Below are 15,983 nucleotides of genomic sequence, written 5' to 3'. Positions count from 1 at the left end.
CGTGACACCGGTTGATCTTTAACGAGAAACGGCGGCATCCTTGCACGGGTTGAACAACCTGCGCAGAGCCGCCGTTTAACCTGTTGGTCACAGTGATGTGGTAGCGTGCGGTTTGGTGTGGTTTGTCTTGTTGTCAGGATAAACAATTGGCGTTGTCTTGGCGCTGTGGCACCTTATACTCTCCCGCCCCATCCTGCCCAGGCACAGCCTTCTAGCGGAATTGTCATGAAGATCGCCATTTTATCCCGTGAGCCGAAAAACTACTCCACCCGCCGTCTGGTCGAGGTGGCGCAGGCGCGCGGTCATCAGGTAGAGGTGCTCGACACCCTGCGCTGCTATATGAATATCGCTTCCCACAACCCCTCCATTCACTACGAGGGTGGGGAGCTGGGAAGTTATGACGCCGTGATCCCGCGGATCGGGGCCAGCATTACCGCCTACGGCACCGCCGTGCTGCGCCAGTTCGAGATGATGAACACCATGGCCCTCAACAGCTCGGTGGCCATCAGCCGTTCCCGCGACAAGCTGCGGGCGATGCAACTGCTCTCCCGCCATGGCATCGGCCTGCCCATCACCGGCTATGCCCACAGCACCCACGACGTGCCCGACCTCATCACCATGGTGGGCGGGGCGCCGCTGGTGGTGAAGCTGCTGGAGGGAACCCAGGGGATTGGCGTGGTGCTCTGCGAGACTCAGAAGGCCGCCGAGAGCGTGATCGAGGCCTTTATCCAGACCAACAACAACATTCTGGTGCAGGAGTATATTCGCGAGGCCAATGGCGCCGACATCCGCTGTCTGGTGGTCAACGGCAAGGTGGTGGCCGCCATGCGCCGTCAGGCCCAGCCGGGGGAATTTCGCTCCAACCTGCACCGTGGCGGCACCGCCGAGGCGATCAAGATCACCCCGGAAGAGCGAGCCACCGCCGTGCAGGCTGCCAAGATCATGGGGCTAGATGTGGCGGGGGTCGATATCCTGCGCAGCGCCCGTGGCCCGCTGGTGCTGGAGGTCAACTCCTCCCCCGGCCTGCAAGGGGTGGAAGCTGCCTCCGGCAAGGATGTGGCCGGCAAGATCATCGAGTTCCTCGAACTCAAGGCGAGCCGCAAGAACAAACCGGCGGAGTGAGCCTCAGGCTTGCATCCGTCAGATAGAAACAGGGCGCCCTCGGGCGCCTTGTTGCTATCTGGCTGGTGGGTTGGCGGTGCCACTTCGCCATCACCCTAACCCTCTCCCAAAGGGAGAGGGAACTGTTCGGCAGTGATCATCGCCAGCCGGGCGCTAAATACGCCATCCTCGAGCCGGGTGTCGATTTGCCAACCGAGTTTCTCGCAGATGCGCTGAATGATGGTGAGGCCACAGCCGTAGCCGAGGATCTGATCCGGCGCCGCTGCTGTCGGGTTGCTGATGGTGAGCATCGGGCCGCACAGCTCGATGTCGATATGTCCCTCGGCATAGCTCAGGGCATTTTTCAGCAGGTTGCCGAGGGCGATGGCGAGCAGGGAGAGGGGGGCGTTTACTTCGCTGCTCTCGTCCAGATTAAGCCGGATATCGAGGGCCTCCCGCTGCAACAGTGGGGCGAGGCGGGCCAGCTCCTGACGGATCAGCGGGGTCACCTGTTGCAGCGGTCGCTCCACAGCCTCCTTGCGGCCCAGCAGCAGGAAGGTCTCGGTGAGCAGCGCCATCTCGTCGGCGGCGGCGCGGATGCGGGTGGTGGCGCGGGCGGCCGGTGCGGGCAAGTCCGTCACCTTGCCGAGCAGCGCGGCCGAACCCTGGATCACCATGTTAGGGGTGCGCAGCTCGTGGCTGGCGAAGCGGCTGAACTCCTGCTCGCGGGCGAATACCGCGCTCACCTCCTGTTTACCGGCCAACAGTGCCAGTTCGATATCGCGCAGCTCTTGCCAGGGGGCGTCGGGCTCGAAATCCGCCTGATCCGGAGTGAGGTGGGCGACCCTCTGTTGCAGCCGTTGCAGCGGCCCCGTGATATGGCGCACCAGCCAGATGCCGAAGCCGAGGCAGCCCAGCAGCAGGGTCACCCCGATCAGTCGGGTCGCTAGATGCAGCTTGTCTTCGTAGGGGTCGAGGTAGTCGTCAGCGTCGTCATTGAACACCAGGTAGAGAAGTCCCTCGCCGGAGGGGTGACGGGCCACCAGAAAGTGTTTGTCCTCCTTGCCCAGCTGGTGCTCGAAAAAGCCGGGTGTCTGGTAGGGCTTCAGCCACTTCGGCAGGCGTCCCGCCTCGGTCCAGTAGCTGGAGAACTGTCTGGGGCTCGGGGCAGCGGCGGCCGGGCCGAGTCGCAGCCAGTCATCGCTGTAGCGGGTCACTTCCGCCTCCAGCCAGTGGCGCAGGCTCAGCTCCTCCATCTTGTCCTCGGCCACCAGCATCAAGCCGGAGAGCAGGATCAGCAGCACCACCCCGGCGCCGCCGAGCGCCATGATCAGGCGGCGCCGCAGGCTCGGCAGGCTCATGCGCTCACCAGTCGATAGCCCTGACCGTGCAGGGTCTCCAGCATGGGAGTGGGGAAGGGTTTGTCGAGCGCGTTGCGCAGGGCGTAGATATGGCTGCGCAGGGCATCGGAGTCGGGCTCCTCATCCCCCCAGACGGTGTCGAGTACCTCCTGACGACTGACGATGGCCGGGGCGCGGCGGGCCAGCAGGGCGAGGATTTGGAACGGGATCTTGCCGAGCTTGAGGGGCTCACCGGCGCGGGTGGCGCGGCCGCTGGCGACATCGACCGTCAGATCGCCAAAGCTGATGGCCCCCACATCGCCGCGCGGGCCACGCAGGCTCAGAGCTTGCAGCCGCACCTCCAGCTCCTCCATGGCGAACGGCTTGACCAGATAGTCATCCCCTCCAGCCTTGAAGCCTGCCAGCTTGTCCTCCAGGCTGTCGCGGGCGGTGAGAAACAGCACGGGAGTGGCAATCCCCTGCTCGCGCAGGCGTGCCACCGTGCTGAGGCCATCGAGGCGCGGCATCATCACATCCATGATGATGACGTCGAAACGCTGCTCCTCCAGCAGTTGCAGCGCCGCTTGACCGTGATAGGCACAATCGAGGCGGTGACCGGCCAGCTCCAGATAATCCATGATGGTTTCCGCCACCTGAGGATTGTCTTCCACTACCAAAATCTTCATGCTTTGCTCTCCTGGTTGGCGAGCGTTTCACGCTCTTTTCACACCGGATTCGGCATCCTGTTTGCCAGTGTAACCCCGAGGATCCCTGATGAAGAAGTCTCTCTGCGCCTTCCTGTTGCTGATCTTGTTGCCACTTGGCACCGCACAGGCGACCGAATTCAAACTGACCGGCCGCACCACCTGGCAGCTTGGCCAGTTGATGGTCAACGGCATGCCGTTCGTGATCGACGACCAGACCCGCTTCAAGGATTGGCTCAACGAGGATGATCTCGGCGGTACCTGGGTCGAGATGAAGGGGGTGGTGGAGAACGGCGTGCGCTATGTGCGCAAGGTCGAAGCCCTCGACGAAGATGACAAGGACGAAATGGATCTGGAGGGGCCGGTGGAAGGGGGGCGGATCTGGGGCTACACCACCTCGGATAACAGTCTGGCGCCGTTTGAAGGGCGCTGGCTCGAGCTGGAGTGCAAGTTTGACGGCATGCGCCTGAGCCGTTGCCGCGAGGATGACTGATCCGATCTCTGCGTTCCGATTAGAAATGCTCCCGAATGAAGCCCATGCTTGTCCTGCATGGGCTTTTTGTTCAGGGACGAACGAAGATGGAACAATCGAGAAAGTGGTGTGCATGGATGCTGGGTGTGCCGCTTTGGGCGGCGCAGGCGGGTGCCGATGAATTGTGGCTGGTGGAGCTGGAGCACAGCGACGGCATCCGCCTGCAATTTCAGGGGGCCGAAGTGGAACAGGGCAGTGCCGCCGTCTGGCGGCAGGGGGAGATTTGGTCGCAGCCACTCAAACCCGGCGACCAGCTCGCCCTGCTGGTGGCAGATGGCGTTGCCACCCGGATTGAGCTGCTGGCCGCCAGAGCCCCGCTGGTCAATCTGCCCTGGCAGCGGGCGCAAGATCGCCTGCAATCCTTCGATGAACGGCAGCTCACGCTGGCAACCCTGGGCACTGTGCCACTCAATCCGCTGGTGCGCTGGGTTAACGGTTCGGCCGCCGATCTGCATGCCGGGAGCGAGCTGGTATTGATCCGTTCGGCGGATGGAATATTGCAGGGAATTGAAGTGATCAATCCGGAAGAGTAATTCAGCATCTTCTTATTTAATATGGTTTCACCATATTGTGGCAGCCATTAAATAATGGCTGCCACAATATTTATGATTTATTCCTCAATAAAGTCATCGCTCTAATTATTTTCCTGTATCACCATTATTTTGTTTGTCATGGATGTTTTTTGGTGGTTTATTTTATTTGTGTCAGGTTTTGTCGGAGTCCATACCTGTCAAATGAAAAAGGATATTTCTACACAATAACAATTATCGTATGTCTGAAAGAGGGATAAATGATGAATAGAATAATTACCGCCAATCTGGCGTTTTGGGCGTCTTCATTGATGCTCGCTCAGGTGCAGGCGGCTGAACCTGTCTACCCTGATCAGGTCAAGTGGGCGGGTCTTGGCACGGGCGTCTGTGCCAGTGGTTATCGTCCTCTGACCCGCGATGAAGCCATGAGTATCAAGGGTAATCTGGTCAGCCGCATGGGGCAGTGGCAGATCACCGGGCTGGCTGATCGCTGGGTGATTATGGGGCCTGGATATAATGGCGAAATCAAACAGGGCACTGCCGGAGAAACCTGGTGTTATCCCAACTCACCGGTTTCCGGAGAAATACCAACACTCTCTGACTGGAATATTCCGGCAGGTGATGAGGTCGATGTGCAATGGCGGCTTGTCCACGACAATGATTATTTTATCAAGCCAGTAAGTTATCTCGCTCATTATTTGGGATACGCCTGGGTGGGTGGAAACCATAGCCCCTATGTCGGGGAAGATATGGATGTTACCCGGGTTGGCGATGGCTGGCTGATAAAGGGAAATAATGACGGCGGCTGCTCCGGATATCGTTGCGGGGAGAAGAGTTCCATCAAGGTAAGCAACTTCTCATATACCCTGGAACCCGACTCCTTCAGCCATGGTCAGGTCACCGAGAGCGGCAAGCAGCTGGTCAAGACCATCACGGCCAATGCGACCAACTACACCGACCTGCCCCAGCAGGTGGTGGTGACCCTGAAGTACGACAAGGCCACCAACTGGTCGAAGACCGACACCTACAGCCTGAGCGAGAAGGTGACCACCAAGAACAAGTTTCAGTGGCCGTTGGTGGGGGAAACCGAACTGGCCATCGAGATCGCTGCGAGCCAGAGTTGGGCCTCCCAGAAAGGGGGCTCGACGACCGAGACCGTCTCGGTTGAAGCGCGCCCCACGGTGCCGCCTCACTCCAGCCTGCCGGTGCGGGTTGCCCTCTACAAGTCCAACATCTCCTACCCCTACGAGTTCAAGGCCGAGGTCAATTATGACCTGACCATGAAGGGCTTCCTGCGTTGGGGCGGCAATGCCTGGTATACCCATCCTGAGAATCGTCCCACCTGGGAGCACACCTTTGCCGTCGGCCCGTTCCGCGACAAGGCAAGCAGCATTCGCTACCAGTGGGACAAGCGTTATATCCCGGGTGAAGTGAAGTGGTGGGACTGGAACTGGACCATCAGCGAGTATGGTTTGTCGACCATGCAGAATAACCTGGGTCGTGTGCTGCGCCCGATCCGTTCGGCAGTGACCGGTGACTTCTATGCCGAGAGCCAGTTTGCCGGCGATATCGAAATCGGTCAGCCCCAGACCCGTTCCGCGAAGGCTGCCCAGCTGCGCAGTGCCTCTGCCGATGAGGTGGCGCTTACCGGTGTGGATCTGGACAGCGAGGCCCTTGCCAACGAAGGCTTTGGCAACGTATCCCTGACCATAGTTCCGGTTCAATAACCTCCCTCGCAGGCCCCTTTCATAGGGGCCTGTTTCTGTTTGCCCTGCGCCCCTCGATTTTCCCTCTTTTTCTCCTCTTGTCCCTGCATGATCACAGCGGGAATCTGTGGCTTGCCAAGGGGATGCCAACGCAGGTTTGACCTCTGTTTGGGGTGGCCCCGTGAGCGAGGCATCGTTCACTCATTTGTTGAAAGAGGCGTGTTGGCCAGATTGTTAACGGCTTGTGCTTTAGATTTTCCCCCTTATACTGGCGCCATCTTGTCGGAGTGCTGACCGTCGAACGACGCGAAGCTGAGACCGTTAATTCGGGATCCGTGGAACCTGATCAGGTTAAAACCTGCGAAGGGAACAAGGGTAACTTGCGGGTTACCGCGCCGGAGGAGGAACAAGCCTCTTCTGCTCATCGAAGGGCTCACCCTTGATGGGTCAGGGCGCACAGGAGGGAGTCTGTCCCGTCCGGTTTTCCAGCACGTGGGGTGCCTTGCCCACAGCGTGCAGAGAGCGGGAAGCGGCAGTACAGTAGCGCTGAGATCCATCCCGCGCGCACTCCCTCCCGAGATAAACACCCCGCCGCAAGTTCATCTTCTCCTCGAACTCCAGACAAGCAAACACCCATAACTTCAACCAGTTAATGTGAGTTTTGCTATGTCTACTTCTGTATCTGATACCGCCAAATCCAGCCGCCGCGAGCAGCGCTCCAGCGCTCAGGCCTTTATCGACAGCCTCAAGGGGATGGCTCACCCCAACTCCCGCCGCATCTTTATCGAAGGCTCCCGTGCCGATATCCGTGTTCCCCTGCGGGAGATCCAGCTGGCCGATACCTTCGTCGGCGGCACCAAAGAAAATCCCCAATTCGAGCCCAACGAGCCGGTGCCGGTCTACGACACTTCTGGCCGTTACGGGGAGGAGGGGGTCGCCATCGACGTGCGCCGTGGCCTGCCGCGCCTGCGGGAGAACTGGGTGCTGGAGCGCGATGATACCGACGAACTGCCGGGGCTCAGCTCCACCTTCACTCAGGAGCGTCTGGCTGACGAGGGGCTGGATCACCTGCGCTTCGAACATCTGCCAAAGCCGCGCCGCGCCAAGCCGGGTCGCCGGGTCACCCAGCTCCACTACGCCCGGGCCGGTATCGTCACCCCCGAGATGGAATTTATCGCCATTCGCGAGAACATGGGTCGCGAGCGGGTGCGCTCTGAACTGTTGCGCACCCAGCATCCGGGCCGCGATTTTGGTGCCCGTTTGCCCCAGAACATCACCCCCGAATTCGTGCGCGATGAGGTGGCCGCCGGTCGTGCCATCATCCCCAGCAACATCAACCACCCGGAAGCGGAGCCGATGATCATCGGCCGCAATTTTCTGGTGAAGATCAACGCCAACATCGGCAACTCGGCGGTCACCTCCAGCATCGAAGAGGAGGTGGAGAAGCTGGTCTGGTCGACCCGCTGGGGCGCCGACACCGTGATGGATCTCTCCACCGGTCGCTACATCCACGAGACCCGCGAGTGGATCCTGCGCAACAGCCCGGTCCCCATTGGTACCGTGCCCATCTATCAGGCGCTGGAGAAGACCAACGGCATCGCCGAAGAGCTCACCTGGGAGCTGTTCCGCGATACCCTGCTGGAGCAGGCCGAGCAGGGGGTGGACTACTTCACCATCCATGCCGGCGTCCTGCTGCGCTTCGTGCCGATGACCGCCAAGCGCCTCACCGGCATCGTGTCGCGCGGCGGCAGCATCATGGCCAAGTGGTGCCTCTCCCACCACAAGGAGAACTTCCTCTACCAGCACTTTCGCGAAATCTGCGAGATCTGCGCGGCCTATGACGTGGCCCTGTCGCTGGGCGACGGTCTGCGCCCCGGCTCCGTCTATGACGCCAACGACGAGGCCCAGTTCGCCGAGCTGCGCACCTTGGGCGAGCTGACCAAGATCGCGTGGGAATACGACGTGCAGGTGATGATCGAGGGGCCGGGTCACGTGCCGATGCACATGATCGAGCGCAACATGACCGAGCAGCTGGAGCACTGCCACGAGGCGCCGTTCTATACGCTGGGCCCGCTCACCACCGACATTGCACCGGGTTACGATCACTTCACCTCCGGCATCGGTGCCGCGCTCATCGGCTGGTACGGCTGCGCCATGCTCTGCTACGTCACCCCCAAGGAGCATCTGGGGCTGCCCAATAAGGAGGATGTGAAGCAGGGGCTGATTACCTACAAGATCGCCGCCCACGCCGCCGATCTGGCCAAGGGTCACCCGGGGGCCCAGATCCGCGACAACGCCATGTCCAAGGCGCGCTTCGAGTTTCGCTGGGAGGATCAGTTCAATCTGGCCCTCGATCCCGACACCGCCCGTGCCTACCACGACGAGACCCTGCCCCAGGAGTCCGGCAAGGTGGCCCACTTCTGCTCCATGTGCGGGCCCAAGTTCTGCTCCATGAAGATCACTCAGGATGTGCGTGACTATGCCGCAAAGCTTGAAGCGGTGGAGATCAAGCTGGTCGGTATGGATGGCCAGCAGGAGCAGGTAGTGGCTCAGGTGGAGAGCGGCATGGCCCGCATGGCAGAGACCTTCAAGGAGACCGGTGGCGAGATCTACCATCAGGCTGCGGTGCTGAAACAGGCCGCAGGGGAGGAGGCGTGAGCAGCGCAAGCGGGGCTGTCAGCCCCGCCGACTTGTCGCCCGTGACCGACTCGCTGCCTGTGGTCTGGACCATCGCCGGTTCCGACTCCGGCGGCGGTGCCGGCATTCAGGCCGACTTGCACACATTGCACGACCTCGGCGTGCACGGCTGCTCGGTCATCTCCGCCATCACAGCCCAGAACTCGGTGGCGGTGAAGATGGTCGACCCCGTGCTGATGCAGACCTTCACCGCCCAGATCGACGCCCTCGGCGTCGATCTGCCACCTGCCGCCATCAAGATCGGCCTGCTGCCGACCCGGCTTCACGTTGAGGTGCTGGCCCGCCGACTGGCTGCCATCGAGGCTCCCTTCGTGGTCTACGACCCGGTGTCCATCGCCAGCACCGGCACCCCGATGGCGGAGCCCAATATGCTGGAGGCGGTGCGCGAGCAGCTGTTGCCACGTCTGTCGCTCATCACCCCCAACGGCCCCGAACTGGAAGCCCTGACCGGCATTCCCGCGACCAGCCCTGTGTTGGTGCGCCTCGCCGCCCGGCGGCTGCGCGAACTCGGCGCCCGCGCCGTGCTGGTCAAGGGCGGCCATTTGGGTTGGAGCGGCGATCTCTGCCTCGACTACTACCAGGACGAGACCCGCGAATTCTGGCTGGCGGCGCCGCGCCTGAATACCCGCCATGGCCACGGCACCGGCTGCTGCTACGCCAGCGCTATCGCCGCCGTGGTGGCGCAGGATTATCCGGTGGAAGACGCCATCACCCTGGCGCGTGCCTACCTGCAACAGGGGTTGGCGGCGGCGCAGGGGGTGGGGGCAGGCCCCGGCCCCATCGCCCATCTCGGCTGGCCTGCCGATCTTGCCCACTTCCCCCGCGCCGTGCTGGCAGGTTCAACCCTCGATCGCCGCTTCGGACTTTATGAAACAAGCAGCGCCCGTCTGCCGGATGGTCCCTTCGCGCCGACCGAACCCAACCTCGGTCTCTATCCGGTGGTGGACTCGGTCAAGTGGCTGCGCCGCCTGCTGGGGCAGGGGGTCAAGACCATCCAGCTGCGGATCAAGAATCTGCCTGCCGCAGAGGTAGCACCGGCCATTCGCGATGCGGTAGAGCTCGGTCGCCGCCATGGGGCGCGACTCTTTATCAACGACTACTGGCAGCAGGCCATCGAGGCGGGCGCCTGGGGCGTGCATCTGGGGCAGGAGGATATGGAGACAGCCGATCTCGCCGCCATTCAGGCGGCCGGGCTGCGCCTTGGCATCTCCACCCACGGCTACTTCGAGCTGATGCGGGCCCGCGAGTTGGCCCCCTCCTATATCGCGTTGGGGCATATCTTCCCGACCAACACCAAGGCGATGCCTTCGCGCCCGCAGGGGCTGGTGCGGCTGCACCGCTACCGCGCCCTGATGTGCGACTGGCCGACGGTGGCCATCGGCGGCATCAGCGAGGAGCGGGTGGCGGCGGTCAAGGCAAGCGGGGTCGGCAGTATCGCGCTGGTCTCGGCCATTACTGCCAGCGACGACTGGCAGGGGGCGACCGAGCGGCTGCTCGCCGCCGTGGGGGCGGGGGATGAGCCGCGTTCGGCCACTGTTATACGGGAGGCAGAACATGCTCTCTGATGCCGCTTCTCTTAGTGACAAAGAGTATTTGCGCTACGGCCGCCAGCTGATGCTGGCGGAAGTGGGGGAGGCGGGTCAGGCGCGGCTGAAAGATAAGTCCGTGCTGATCGTCGGCCTCGGCGGGCTTGGCTCGCCGCTCGCCCTATATCTCGCCGGGGCCGGGGTGGGCACCTTGTGGCTGGCCGATGGCGATACGGTGGATTCCAGCAACTTGCCGCGCCAGATCCTGTTCGATGTTGATGCGGTCAACCACTCCAAGGCGGAGCTGGCCCGCGAGCGGTTGGCTGCCCACAACCCGCTGGTGGAGCTGATTGCCATCAACCAGCGGCTCGATGCCGCCAGCCTGCCGGAGTTTGTGGCCGAGGTAGATCTGGTGATCGACTGCTGCGACAACCTCGCCACCCGCCATGCCATCAACGCCGCCTGCGTGGCTCAGGGCAAGCCCTGGATCTCCGCCGCCGCAGTGGGGTGGCAGGGGCAGCTGATGGCGCGCCCCAGCAGCGATCACGCCTGCTATGCCTGCCTCTATCCGCTTGATACCAAAATCGCCCAGAGCTGCGAGACCAGCGGCGTCACCGGCCCGCTGGTCGGGGTAATGGGCTCTTTGCAGGCGCTGGAGGCACTGAAACTGCTGTTAGGGATGCCAAGCCCGGTCGCCGGCACACTGCGCCGCTTCGATGCCCTGACCCATCAGTGGCAGACCCTCACTCTGGCCCCCGACCCCGATTGCCCGGTTTGCGGGCAGCGCCGATGCCCGACACACGATAAGGAGATCACCCCATGACCCTCACCATTCGACTCAACGATAAAGCCCAGTCGCTGGCGGCAGGGCAGAGCGTGGCCGACCTGCTGGCGGCGCAAGACGTTAATCCACAGGGGGTGGCGGTGGCCCTTAACGGCGCCGTGCTGCCCCGTGGCCGCTGGGCCGAGACCCGTCTCAATGACGGGGACGAAATTCACCTCTTTACCGCCATAGCGGGAGGCTGACATGCTCAAGATTGCCGATCACACCTTCTCATCGCGCCTCTTTACCGGCACCGGCAAGTTTGCCCGCCCGGAACTGATGGCCGCCGCCATCGAGGCGAGTGGCTCCCAACTGGTCACCATGGCCATCAAGCGGCTTGAACCGGGCAAGGCCCACGACGATATCCTCAGCCCCTTGTTGCAACTCGGGGTCAAGCTGCTGCCCAACACCTCCGGCGCCAAGACCGCCGCCGAGGCGGTGTTTGCCGCCCACCTCGCCCGCGAGGCGCTGGGGACGAACTGGCTCAAGCTGGAGATCCACCCCGATCCCCGTTACCTCTTGCCCGATCCCATCGAGACGCTGAAAGCCGCCGAGCAGCTGGTGAAAGAGGGCTTTGTGGTGCTGCCCTACTGCGGCGCCGACCCCGTGCTCTGCAAACGGCTCGAAGAGGTGGGCTGTGCCGCCGTGATGCCGCTCGGTGCGCCCATCGGTTCCAATCAGGGGTTGGTGACCCGGGAGTTTCTCTCCATCATCGTCGAGCAGGCCAATGTGCCTGTGGTGGTGGACGCGGGCATCGGCGCACCGAGCCACGCCGCCGCCGCCTTTGAGCTGGGCGCCGATGCCGTGCTGGTCAACACCGCCATCGCGGTGAGCGGCGACCCGGTCGCCATGGGCCGCGCCTTTGCGCTGGCCTGCACCGCCGGTCGCAGCGCCTATGAGGCAGGCCTTGGCGCCCGCGCCCTGCAGGCGCAAGCCTCCAGCCCTCTCACCGATTTTCTGGGGGCGTTATGAGTCATGATGCTGGTGCGATGAGTGACTTCGAGCCCTTTGCACAACCCCAAGTGCGTCCGAGTGATAGCCCCCCTCTCCTTCTGGGAGAGGGGCTGGGGGTGAGGGCGCTGGGGGTGAGGGCTAAGGAGTCTACCTTTCTCGACCGATGGCAGGAGCTGGATTGGGACGATATCGGCATGCAGATCCGCGCCAAGACAGCCGCCGATGTAGCGCGAGCCCTGAGCGCACCACGCCGCACCCTGAGCGATTTTATGGCGCTGATCTCGCCAGCCGCCGAGGCGTATCTGCCGCAGATGGCAGCCGAGGCCGAGCGGCTGACCCGCCAGCGTTTTGGCAACACCATCGGCTTCTATGTGCCGCTCTATCTGTCGAATCTTTGCGCCAACGACTGCACCTACTGCGGCTTCTCCATGAGCAACCGCCTCAAGCGCAAGACCTTGAATAGCGAGGAGATTGAGCGCGAGTGTCTGGCCATCAAGGCGCGCGGCTTTGATAGCGTGCTGCTGGTGACCGGCGAGCACGAGCACAAGGTGGGGCTCGCCTATTTTCGAGAGGTGATGCCCATCATACGCCGCCACTTCAGCACGGTGGGGATGGAGGTGCAGCCCCTCTCGCAGGCCGAATATGCCGAGCTGAAAAGCCTCGGCCTCGACGCCGTCATGGTCTATCAGGAGACCTACCACGCCCCCACCTATGCCCGCCACCACCTGCGCGGCAACAAGCGGGACATCGCATGGCGCCTCGCCACCCCGGATCGGCTCGGCCGCGCCGGTATCGACAAAATCGGGTTGGGGGCGCTCATCGGTCTCTCCTCGGACTGGCGCGCCGACAGCTACTTTGTCGCCGAGCATCTGAGCTGGCTTGAGCGCCACCACTGGCAGAGCCGCTATTCGCTCTCCTTCCCGCGCCTGCGCCCCTGCACCGGTGGGCTGGAGCCTGCCGTGGTCATGTCGGATCGCCAGCTGGCCCAGCTGATCTGCGCCTGGCGTCTTTTCTCGCCCACGCTGGATTTGTCGCTCTCGACCCGCGAGTCTGCCACCTTTCGCAACGGCGCGGTGCGCCTTGGCATCACCCAGATGTCGGCCGAGTCGCGCACCCAGCCGGGGGGCTATGCCGAGGGGGATAAAGAGGAGCTGGAGCAGTTCGCCATCCACGACGACCGCCCGGTGGGGGAAGTGGCCGCCGCCGTGCGGCAGGCAGGGTTGCAGCCGGTGTTCAAGGACTGGGAACCCTTCTTGGGCCGATAGGGGCGGCCACGCCCCCCTTTGCCGGTGGCATCCCGGCGTACAGCCAGACTCCGTGCCTGTGGCAAGCAGGCACGGCTGCGCCGTGCAATCGTAGGGTCGATTAGCCGTCAGGCGTAATCGTCCGAGGAGATTGTCGATGGCACGGCTTCGCCGTGCAGGACGCGAGGCCGCTGGCCTCGACGGGGTTTCGCCCGCCCTTCGGGCCGGGGCGAGTGACTTTGGAAAGACCCAAAGTCACCAAAGGTCTTCTCCCCCGCTTATTCGCCCGACTTCGTCGGGTTCCTTCGGCTCACCCGCTTGTCCGACGGCACGCGCCGACGGGCCATCCATGGCCCGGCGCCGCTCGCTCGACATCCTGTCTCGCGGCCTGGACAAGCGGACTCGCCTCAGCGAATAAGAGGGGGAACCAAAACCGTGCCCGCCATAACCTCAGGGAGTGGTCGTAGGGTGCAATAAGCGAAGCGCATTGCACCGCGATTGTGACGAGAGGTGCAATTCACTTCGTTCATTACACCCTACGTTTTGCTTCGTTTGAACCACATTTAACAACATGTTTGATTGTGGGTTGGGCAAGGCATGGCAAATTACAAACGGGCATGGCAACCGGGGGGAACCTGGTTTTTTACGGTCGTGCTGGCTGAGCGTCAGAACAACCATTTACTGGTCGAGCGGATCGATCTGCTGAGGTCGGTTGTCAGAGAGGTGCAAGAGCGTCATCCATTCCGGATCCATGGCTGGGTTGTCTTGCCCGAACATCTGCATGCCTTGCTGGAGTTGCCGGAAGGGGATACCAATTTTCCGTTGCGCTGGCGCCAAATCAAAAGCAAGTTTTCACGAGCAATCCCCAATTCGGAGACTCGCTCAGAATCTCGTTGGCAGCGTGGCGAGCGGGGTATTTGGCAGCGACGTTATTGGGATCATCTGATCCGTAATCAGGAAGATTTCAATCACCATCTTGATTACATCCATATCAATCCCGTCAAACATGGATTGGTAACAGCCCCGAAAGATTGGCCATATTCCACTTTCCATCGTTGGGTACAACAGGGCCGGTATCCACTATCTTGGGGAGATACCGCCACGTCAGAATATGAAGTGCCACACGACAAAAAATAAACGGCATTAACGTGGTTAACGTAGGGTTAATTAAGCGGAGCACATTGCACCACTTTCGTTATGATCGTTATGATCGTTATGAAGGTAGAGGTGCAATTCACTTCGTTCATTGCACCCTACGCCTACTACGTCTACGTTGTTGAGCATGAGTGGTAGGTTTCTTCAAAAATCAAGGCGAATTGATGCTTGCTTAAACTAGCTTGATAACAAGGTATTCTATTAAATAATGTATTTTCGCAAGCTACTTCACGTAGCGTTGACTTGTCTGATTCCGTTAATCTACAGCCTAAAAATATTCCAGTGATACATTCTATTGGTATATCAAAAAGAAAAATGGAGGTTGGTGTTGCTGCGATAAAAGAAAGTAGTTCGTTTAATATAGTATTGCTTGGAGAAAATCGCATCTCTTCCATATCGTCAGTGGAGCTGCCATCTTTTTCTTGCTGATCCATTAAGTGGCATGCTTGATGATTGATGGAGATCTTTATCATCCCTTTGTATTTCTCGACATTAAGCAGTTCAAGGTAGCTTTCATTATAGAAATCAAGAATATATTCATAGGCTTCTTTATTAATGACAAAGTAATCTGCATTCGATACTTTAGTTATTACTCGATGTTCTTTTTCATAAATCCAATCATCACTCTTAGTTAATAAGTTTCTTTTGGGTGAAGTGGTACATGGTAGTACCTCATGTCTTTCTCTATTATATAATACACGTTCAATAGAGTTGCTCACGGATAGTATTTTATTGAAGTGAGTCTTCAAAGCATGGTAGTCAAACTCAATAACAATACCCTTATGCTCGTCAGCGTAGTGAGACCACATCAATAAGTTATTATAACTTTCCGTGAAAGAGATGATCCCTGTATCATCAAATCCTTCATCACTTGCATATTCAGAAATTTGCAGGAAGAAATCCTCTCGATGAGCATCTTCTAATATTTTATCTAGTGTATCTTGGTCCGGGCTGAGCTCAAAAGGGTCATTCAATGCACAGCGTTGACTTAACCTAAGGCTAGGTTTTTTAAAAAAATCAGGTCTGAATTTCATGTATTTGTAAATTTTATTCATTACAAATGCCTTGCTTCTTCAAAAAATAACTCACATGCCCCGGCGGCATATCGGGCAGCTGGCCAAAGACCTCGTAACCCTGCTTCTGGTAGAAGGGGAGGGCCTGAAAACTGGTGGTTTCCAAGTGGTAGTTGGTGATGCCCTTGCTTTGGGCGTACTGCTCCATGGCGCCGAGCAGGCGGCCGCCCCAGCCATCACGGCGAATGCTTTCGTCGATCCAGAGCCAGTCGACGTGCAGCCAGCCCCACTTGATGTCGGCGATGATGCCGCCGTGTACCTTGCCCTCTTTATCCTTGATAAAGCTGGCGATCCGCTCGCGCCGAAGTTCGTACAGTTGAGGGCCTGCCTGGCTGACGTTGTAGCCCGTCAGGCCAATGCGCAGCGCTTCAACATCATCGTCCTGAGGCGGTTGGGGTGGGGTGAGTTGCATATGGGCTCCTGCGGTATGGGTTGTGGCGGCGTCAAAGAGTTAAAGCAATACCCGTTTGGACTCTGTTTGGTCAAGTCTTCTGGTCGCTCGCCACCAAGCGTGCATGGCATGGCGGTCAGTCAATGGCCCTTGCAACTTCCACCCCCCTTGCATCACCCCAGAGTGAGGCGCAGACTGTTTGGCCTT

15 protein-coding genes and 1 riboswitch are annotated in these 15,983 nt (G+C 60.4%); of the genes, 11 read left to right on the top strand and 4 right to left on the bottom strand.

The genetic code is table 11. The annotated features are described in order from the left end of the window. Window positions 1-225: 225 nt before the first annotated feature. Window positions 226-1,122, top strand: a complete 897-nt coding sequence (gene rimK / locus AB5Y67_RS12790; protein ID WP_005340088.1) for a 30S ribosomal protein S6--L-glutamate ligase — start codon at window positions 226-228, stop codon at window positions 1,120-1,122. Between the two features lie 95 nt (window positions 1,123-1,217). Here the strand turns inward: rimK and AB5Y67_RS12785 are convergent, their stop codons facing one another. Continuing rightward, the gene (locus AB5Y67_RS12785; RefSeq protein WP_019446510.1) at window positions 1,218-2,462 is read right to left on the bottom strand and encodes a HAMP domain-containing sensor histidine kinase; all 1,245 of its coding nucleotides are present in this window, start codon (window positions 2,460-2,462) and stop codon (window positions 1,218-1,220) included. After that, the gene (locus AB5Y67_RS12780) at window positions 2,459-3,127 is read right to left on the bottom strand and encodes a response regulator transcription factor (protein ID WP_019446511.1); all 669 of its coding nucleotides are present in this window, start codon (window positions 3,125-3,127) and stop codon (window positions 2,459-2,461) included. The genes AB5Y67_RS12785 and AB5Y67_RS12780 overlap by 4 nt, the downstream gene beginning before the upstream one ends. An 88-nt stretch (window positions 3,128-3,215) precedes the next feature. Here AB5Y67_RS12780 and AB5Y67_RS12775 point away from each other — a divergent pair, with 88 nt between their 5' ends. From AB5Y67_RS12775 to AB5Y67_RS12730, 10 genes are all read left to right on the top strand, one after another. Beyond that, a complete protein-coding gene (locus AB5Y67_RS12775; protein WP_129504835.1) occupies window positions 3,216-3,638 on the top strand; it encodes a hypothetical protein in 423 nt (140 codons plus the stop codon). 86 nt (window positions 3,639-3,724) lie between these two features. Beyond that, window positions 3,725-4,210, top strand: a complete 486-nt coding sequence (locus AB5Y67_RS12770; protein ID WP_157161537.1) for a hypothetical protein — start codon at window positions 3,725-3,727, stop codon at window positions 4,208-4,210. A gap of 260 nt (window positions 4,211-4,470) precedes the next feature. Next, complete coding sequence (aerA, locus tag AB5Y67_RS12765) at window positions 4,471-5,934, top strand: aerolysin AerA (RefSeq protein ID WP_193558119.1); 1,464 nt, start codon at window positions 4,471-4,473, stop codon at window positions 5,932-5,934. A gap of 252 nt (window positions 5,935-6,186) precedes the next feature. Further along, window positions 6,187-6,299, top strand: a riboswitch (TPP riboswitch). Between the two features lie 280 nt (window positions 6,300-6,579). Continuing rightward, window positions 6,580-8,571 carry a phosphomethylpyrimidine synthase ThiC gene (gene thiC / locus AB5Y67_RS12760; RefSeq protein ID WP_325794081.1) on the top strand — a complete coding sequence of 664 codons (1,992 nt, stop codon included), beginning with the start codon at window positions 6,580-6,582 and terminating at the stop codon, window positions 8,569-8,571. Then, on the top strand, window positions 8,568-10,175 hold the full coding sequence (gene thiE / locus AB5Y67_RS12755; protein WP_199428130.1) for a thiamine phosphate synthase: 1,608 nt from the start codon (window positions 8,568-8,570) through the stop codon (window positions 10,173-10,175). The genes thiC and thiE overlap by 4 nt, the downstream gene beginning before the upstream one ends. After that, window positions 10,165-10,959 carry a HesA/MoeB/ThiF family protein gene (locus AB5Y67_RS12750; protein WP_199428129.1) on the top strand — a complete coding sequence of 265 codons (795 nt, stop codon included), beginning with the start codon at window positions 10,165-10,167 and terminating at the stop codon, window positions 10,957-10,959. Before thiE ends, AB5Y67_RS12750 begins: the two co-directional genes overlap by 11 nt. Continuing rightward, window positions 10,956-11,162, top strand: a complete 207-nt coding sequence (thiS, locus tag AB5Y67_RS12745) for a sulfur carrier protein ThiS (RefSeq protein WP_101323398.1) — start codon at window positions 10,956-10,958, stop codon at window positions 11,160-11,162. Before AB5Y67_RS12750 ends, thiS begins: the two co-directional genes overlap by 4 nt. A gap of 1 nt (window position 11,163) precedes the next feature. Beyond that, window positions 11,164-11,931 (top strand): thiazole synthase, encoded by a 768-nt coding sequence (locus AB5Y67_RS12740; protein ID WP_042081355.1) that lies wholly within the window; start codon window positions 11,164-11,166, stop codon window positions 11,929-11,931. 17 nt (window positions 11,932-11,948) lie between these two features. Further along, a complete protein-coding gene (gene thiH / locus AB5Y67_RS12735; RefSeq protein WP_199428139.1) occupies window positions 11,949-13,178 on the top strand; it encodes a 2-iminoacetate synthase ThiH in 1,230 nt (409 codons plus the stop codon). A gap of 576 nt (window positions 13,179-13,754) precedes the next feature. Continuing rightward, a complete protein-coding gene (locus tag AB5Y67_RS12730) occupies window positions 13,755-14,294 on the top strand; it encodes a transposase (RefSeq protein WP_199428127.1) in 540 nt (179 codons plus the stop codon). 131 nt (window positions 14,295-14,425) lie between these two features. Here AB5Y67_RS12730 and AB5Y67_RS12725 read toward each other — a convergent pair whose 3' ends face one another. Together AB5Y67_RS12725 and AB5Y67_RS12720 are read right to left on the bottom strand one after the other, a co-directional pair. After that, window positions 14,426-15,367: a DUF2971 domain-containing protein gene (locus AB5Y67_RS12725; RefSeq protein WP_368207824.1), complete on the bottom strand. Its 942-nt coding sequence runs from the start codon at window positions 15,365-15,367 to the stop codon at window positions 14,426-14,428. Further along, entirely contained in the window at window positions 15,360-15,797 is a 438-nt protein-coding gene (locus tag AB5Y67_RS12720) for a GNAT family N-acetyltransferase (RefSeq protein ID WP_199428125.1), read from the bottom strand. Before AB5Y67_RS12720 ends, AB5Y67_RS12725 begins: the two co-directional genes overlap by 8 nt. Window positions 15,798-15,983: the final 186 nt, after the last annotated feature.

Source organism: Aeromonas sp. s12, assembly GCF_040907925.1.
GTDB classification, from domain to species: Bacteria; Pseudomonadota; Gammaproteobacteria; order Enterobacterales; family Aeromonadaceae; genus Aeromonas; species Aeromonas veronii.
The sequence above is the reverse complement of the archived record's forward strand: the minus strand, read 5'-3'. Positions and strand labels throughout refer to the sequence as shown.

Excerpts from the sequence above, each read along its gene's own strand:
- thiS (WP_101323398.1), top strand. The coding sequence starts at position 10,956 with ATGACCCTCACCATTCGACTCAACGATAAAGCCCAGTCGCTGGCGGCA.
- AB5Y67_RS12750 (WP_199428129.1), top strand. The coding sequence starts at position 10,165 with ATGCTCTCTGATGCCGCTTCTCTTAGTGACAAAGAGTATTTGCGCTAC.
- AB5Y67_RS12730 (WP_199428127.1), top strand. The coding sequence starts at position 13,755 with ATGGCAAATTACAAACGGGCATGGCAACCGGGGGGAACCTGGTTTTTT.
- rimK (WP_005340088.1), top strand. The coding sequence starts at position 226 with ATGAAGATCGCCATTTTATCCCGTGAGCCGAAAAACTACTCCACCCGC.
- AB5Y67_RS12770 (WP_157161537.1), top strand. The coding sequence starts at position 3,725 with ATGGAACAATCGAGAAAGTGGTGTGCATGGATGCTGGGTGTGCCGCTT.
- AB5Y67_RS12785 (WP_019446510.1), bottom strand. The coding sequence starts at position 2,462 with ATGAGCCTGCCGAGCCTGCGGCGCCGCCTGATCATGGCGCTCGGCGGC.
- AB5Y67_RS12780 (WP_019446511.1), bottom strand. The coding sequence starts at position 3,127 with ATGAAGATTTTGGTAGTGGAAGACAATCCTCAGGTGGCGGAAACCATC.
- AB5Y67_RS12775 (WP_129504835.1), top strand. The coding sequence starts at position 3,216 with ATGAAGAAGTCTCTCTGCGCCTTCCTGTTGCTGATCTTGTTGCCACTT.
- thiC (WP_325794081.1), top strand. The coding sequence starts at position 6,580 with ATGTCTACTTCTGTATCTGATACCGCCAAATCCAGCCGCCGCGAGCAG.
- AB5Y67_RS12740 (WP_042081355.1), top strand. The coding sequence starts at position 11,164 with ATGCTCAAGATTGCCGATCACACCTTCTCATCGCGCCTCTTTACCGGC.
- AB5Y67_RS12725 (WP_368207824.1), bottom strand. The coding sequence starts at position 15,367 with ATGAATAAAATTTACAAATACATGAAATTCAGACCTGATTTTTTTAAA.
- thiH (WP_199428139.1), top strand. The coding sequence starts at position 11,949 with ATGAGTGACTTCGAGCCCTTTGCACAACCCCAAGTGCGTCCGAGTGAT.
- AB5Y67_RS12720 (WP_199428125.1), bottom strand. The coding sequence starts at position 15,797 with ATGCAACTCACCCCACCCCAACCGCCTCAGGACGATGATGTTGAAGCG.
- aerA (WP_193558119.1), top strand. The coding sequence starts at position 4,471 with ATGAATAGAATAATTACCGCCAATCTGGCGTTTTGGGCGTCTTCATTG.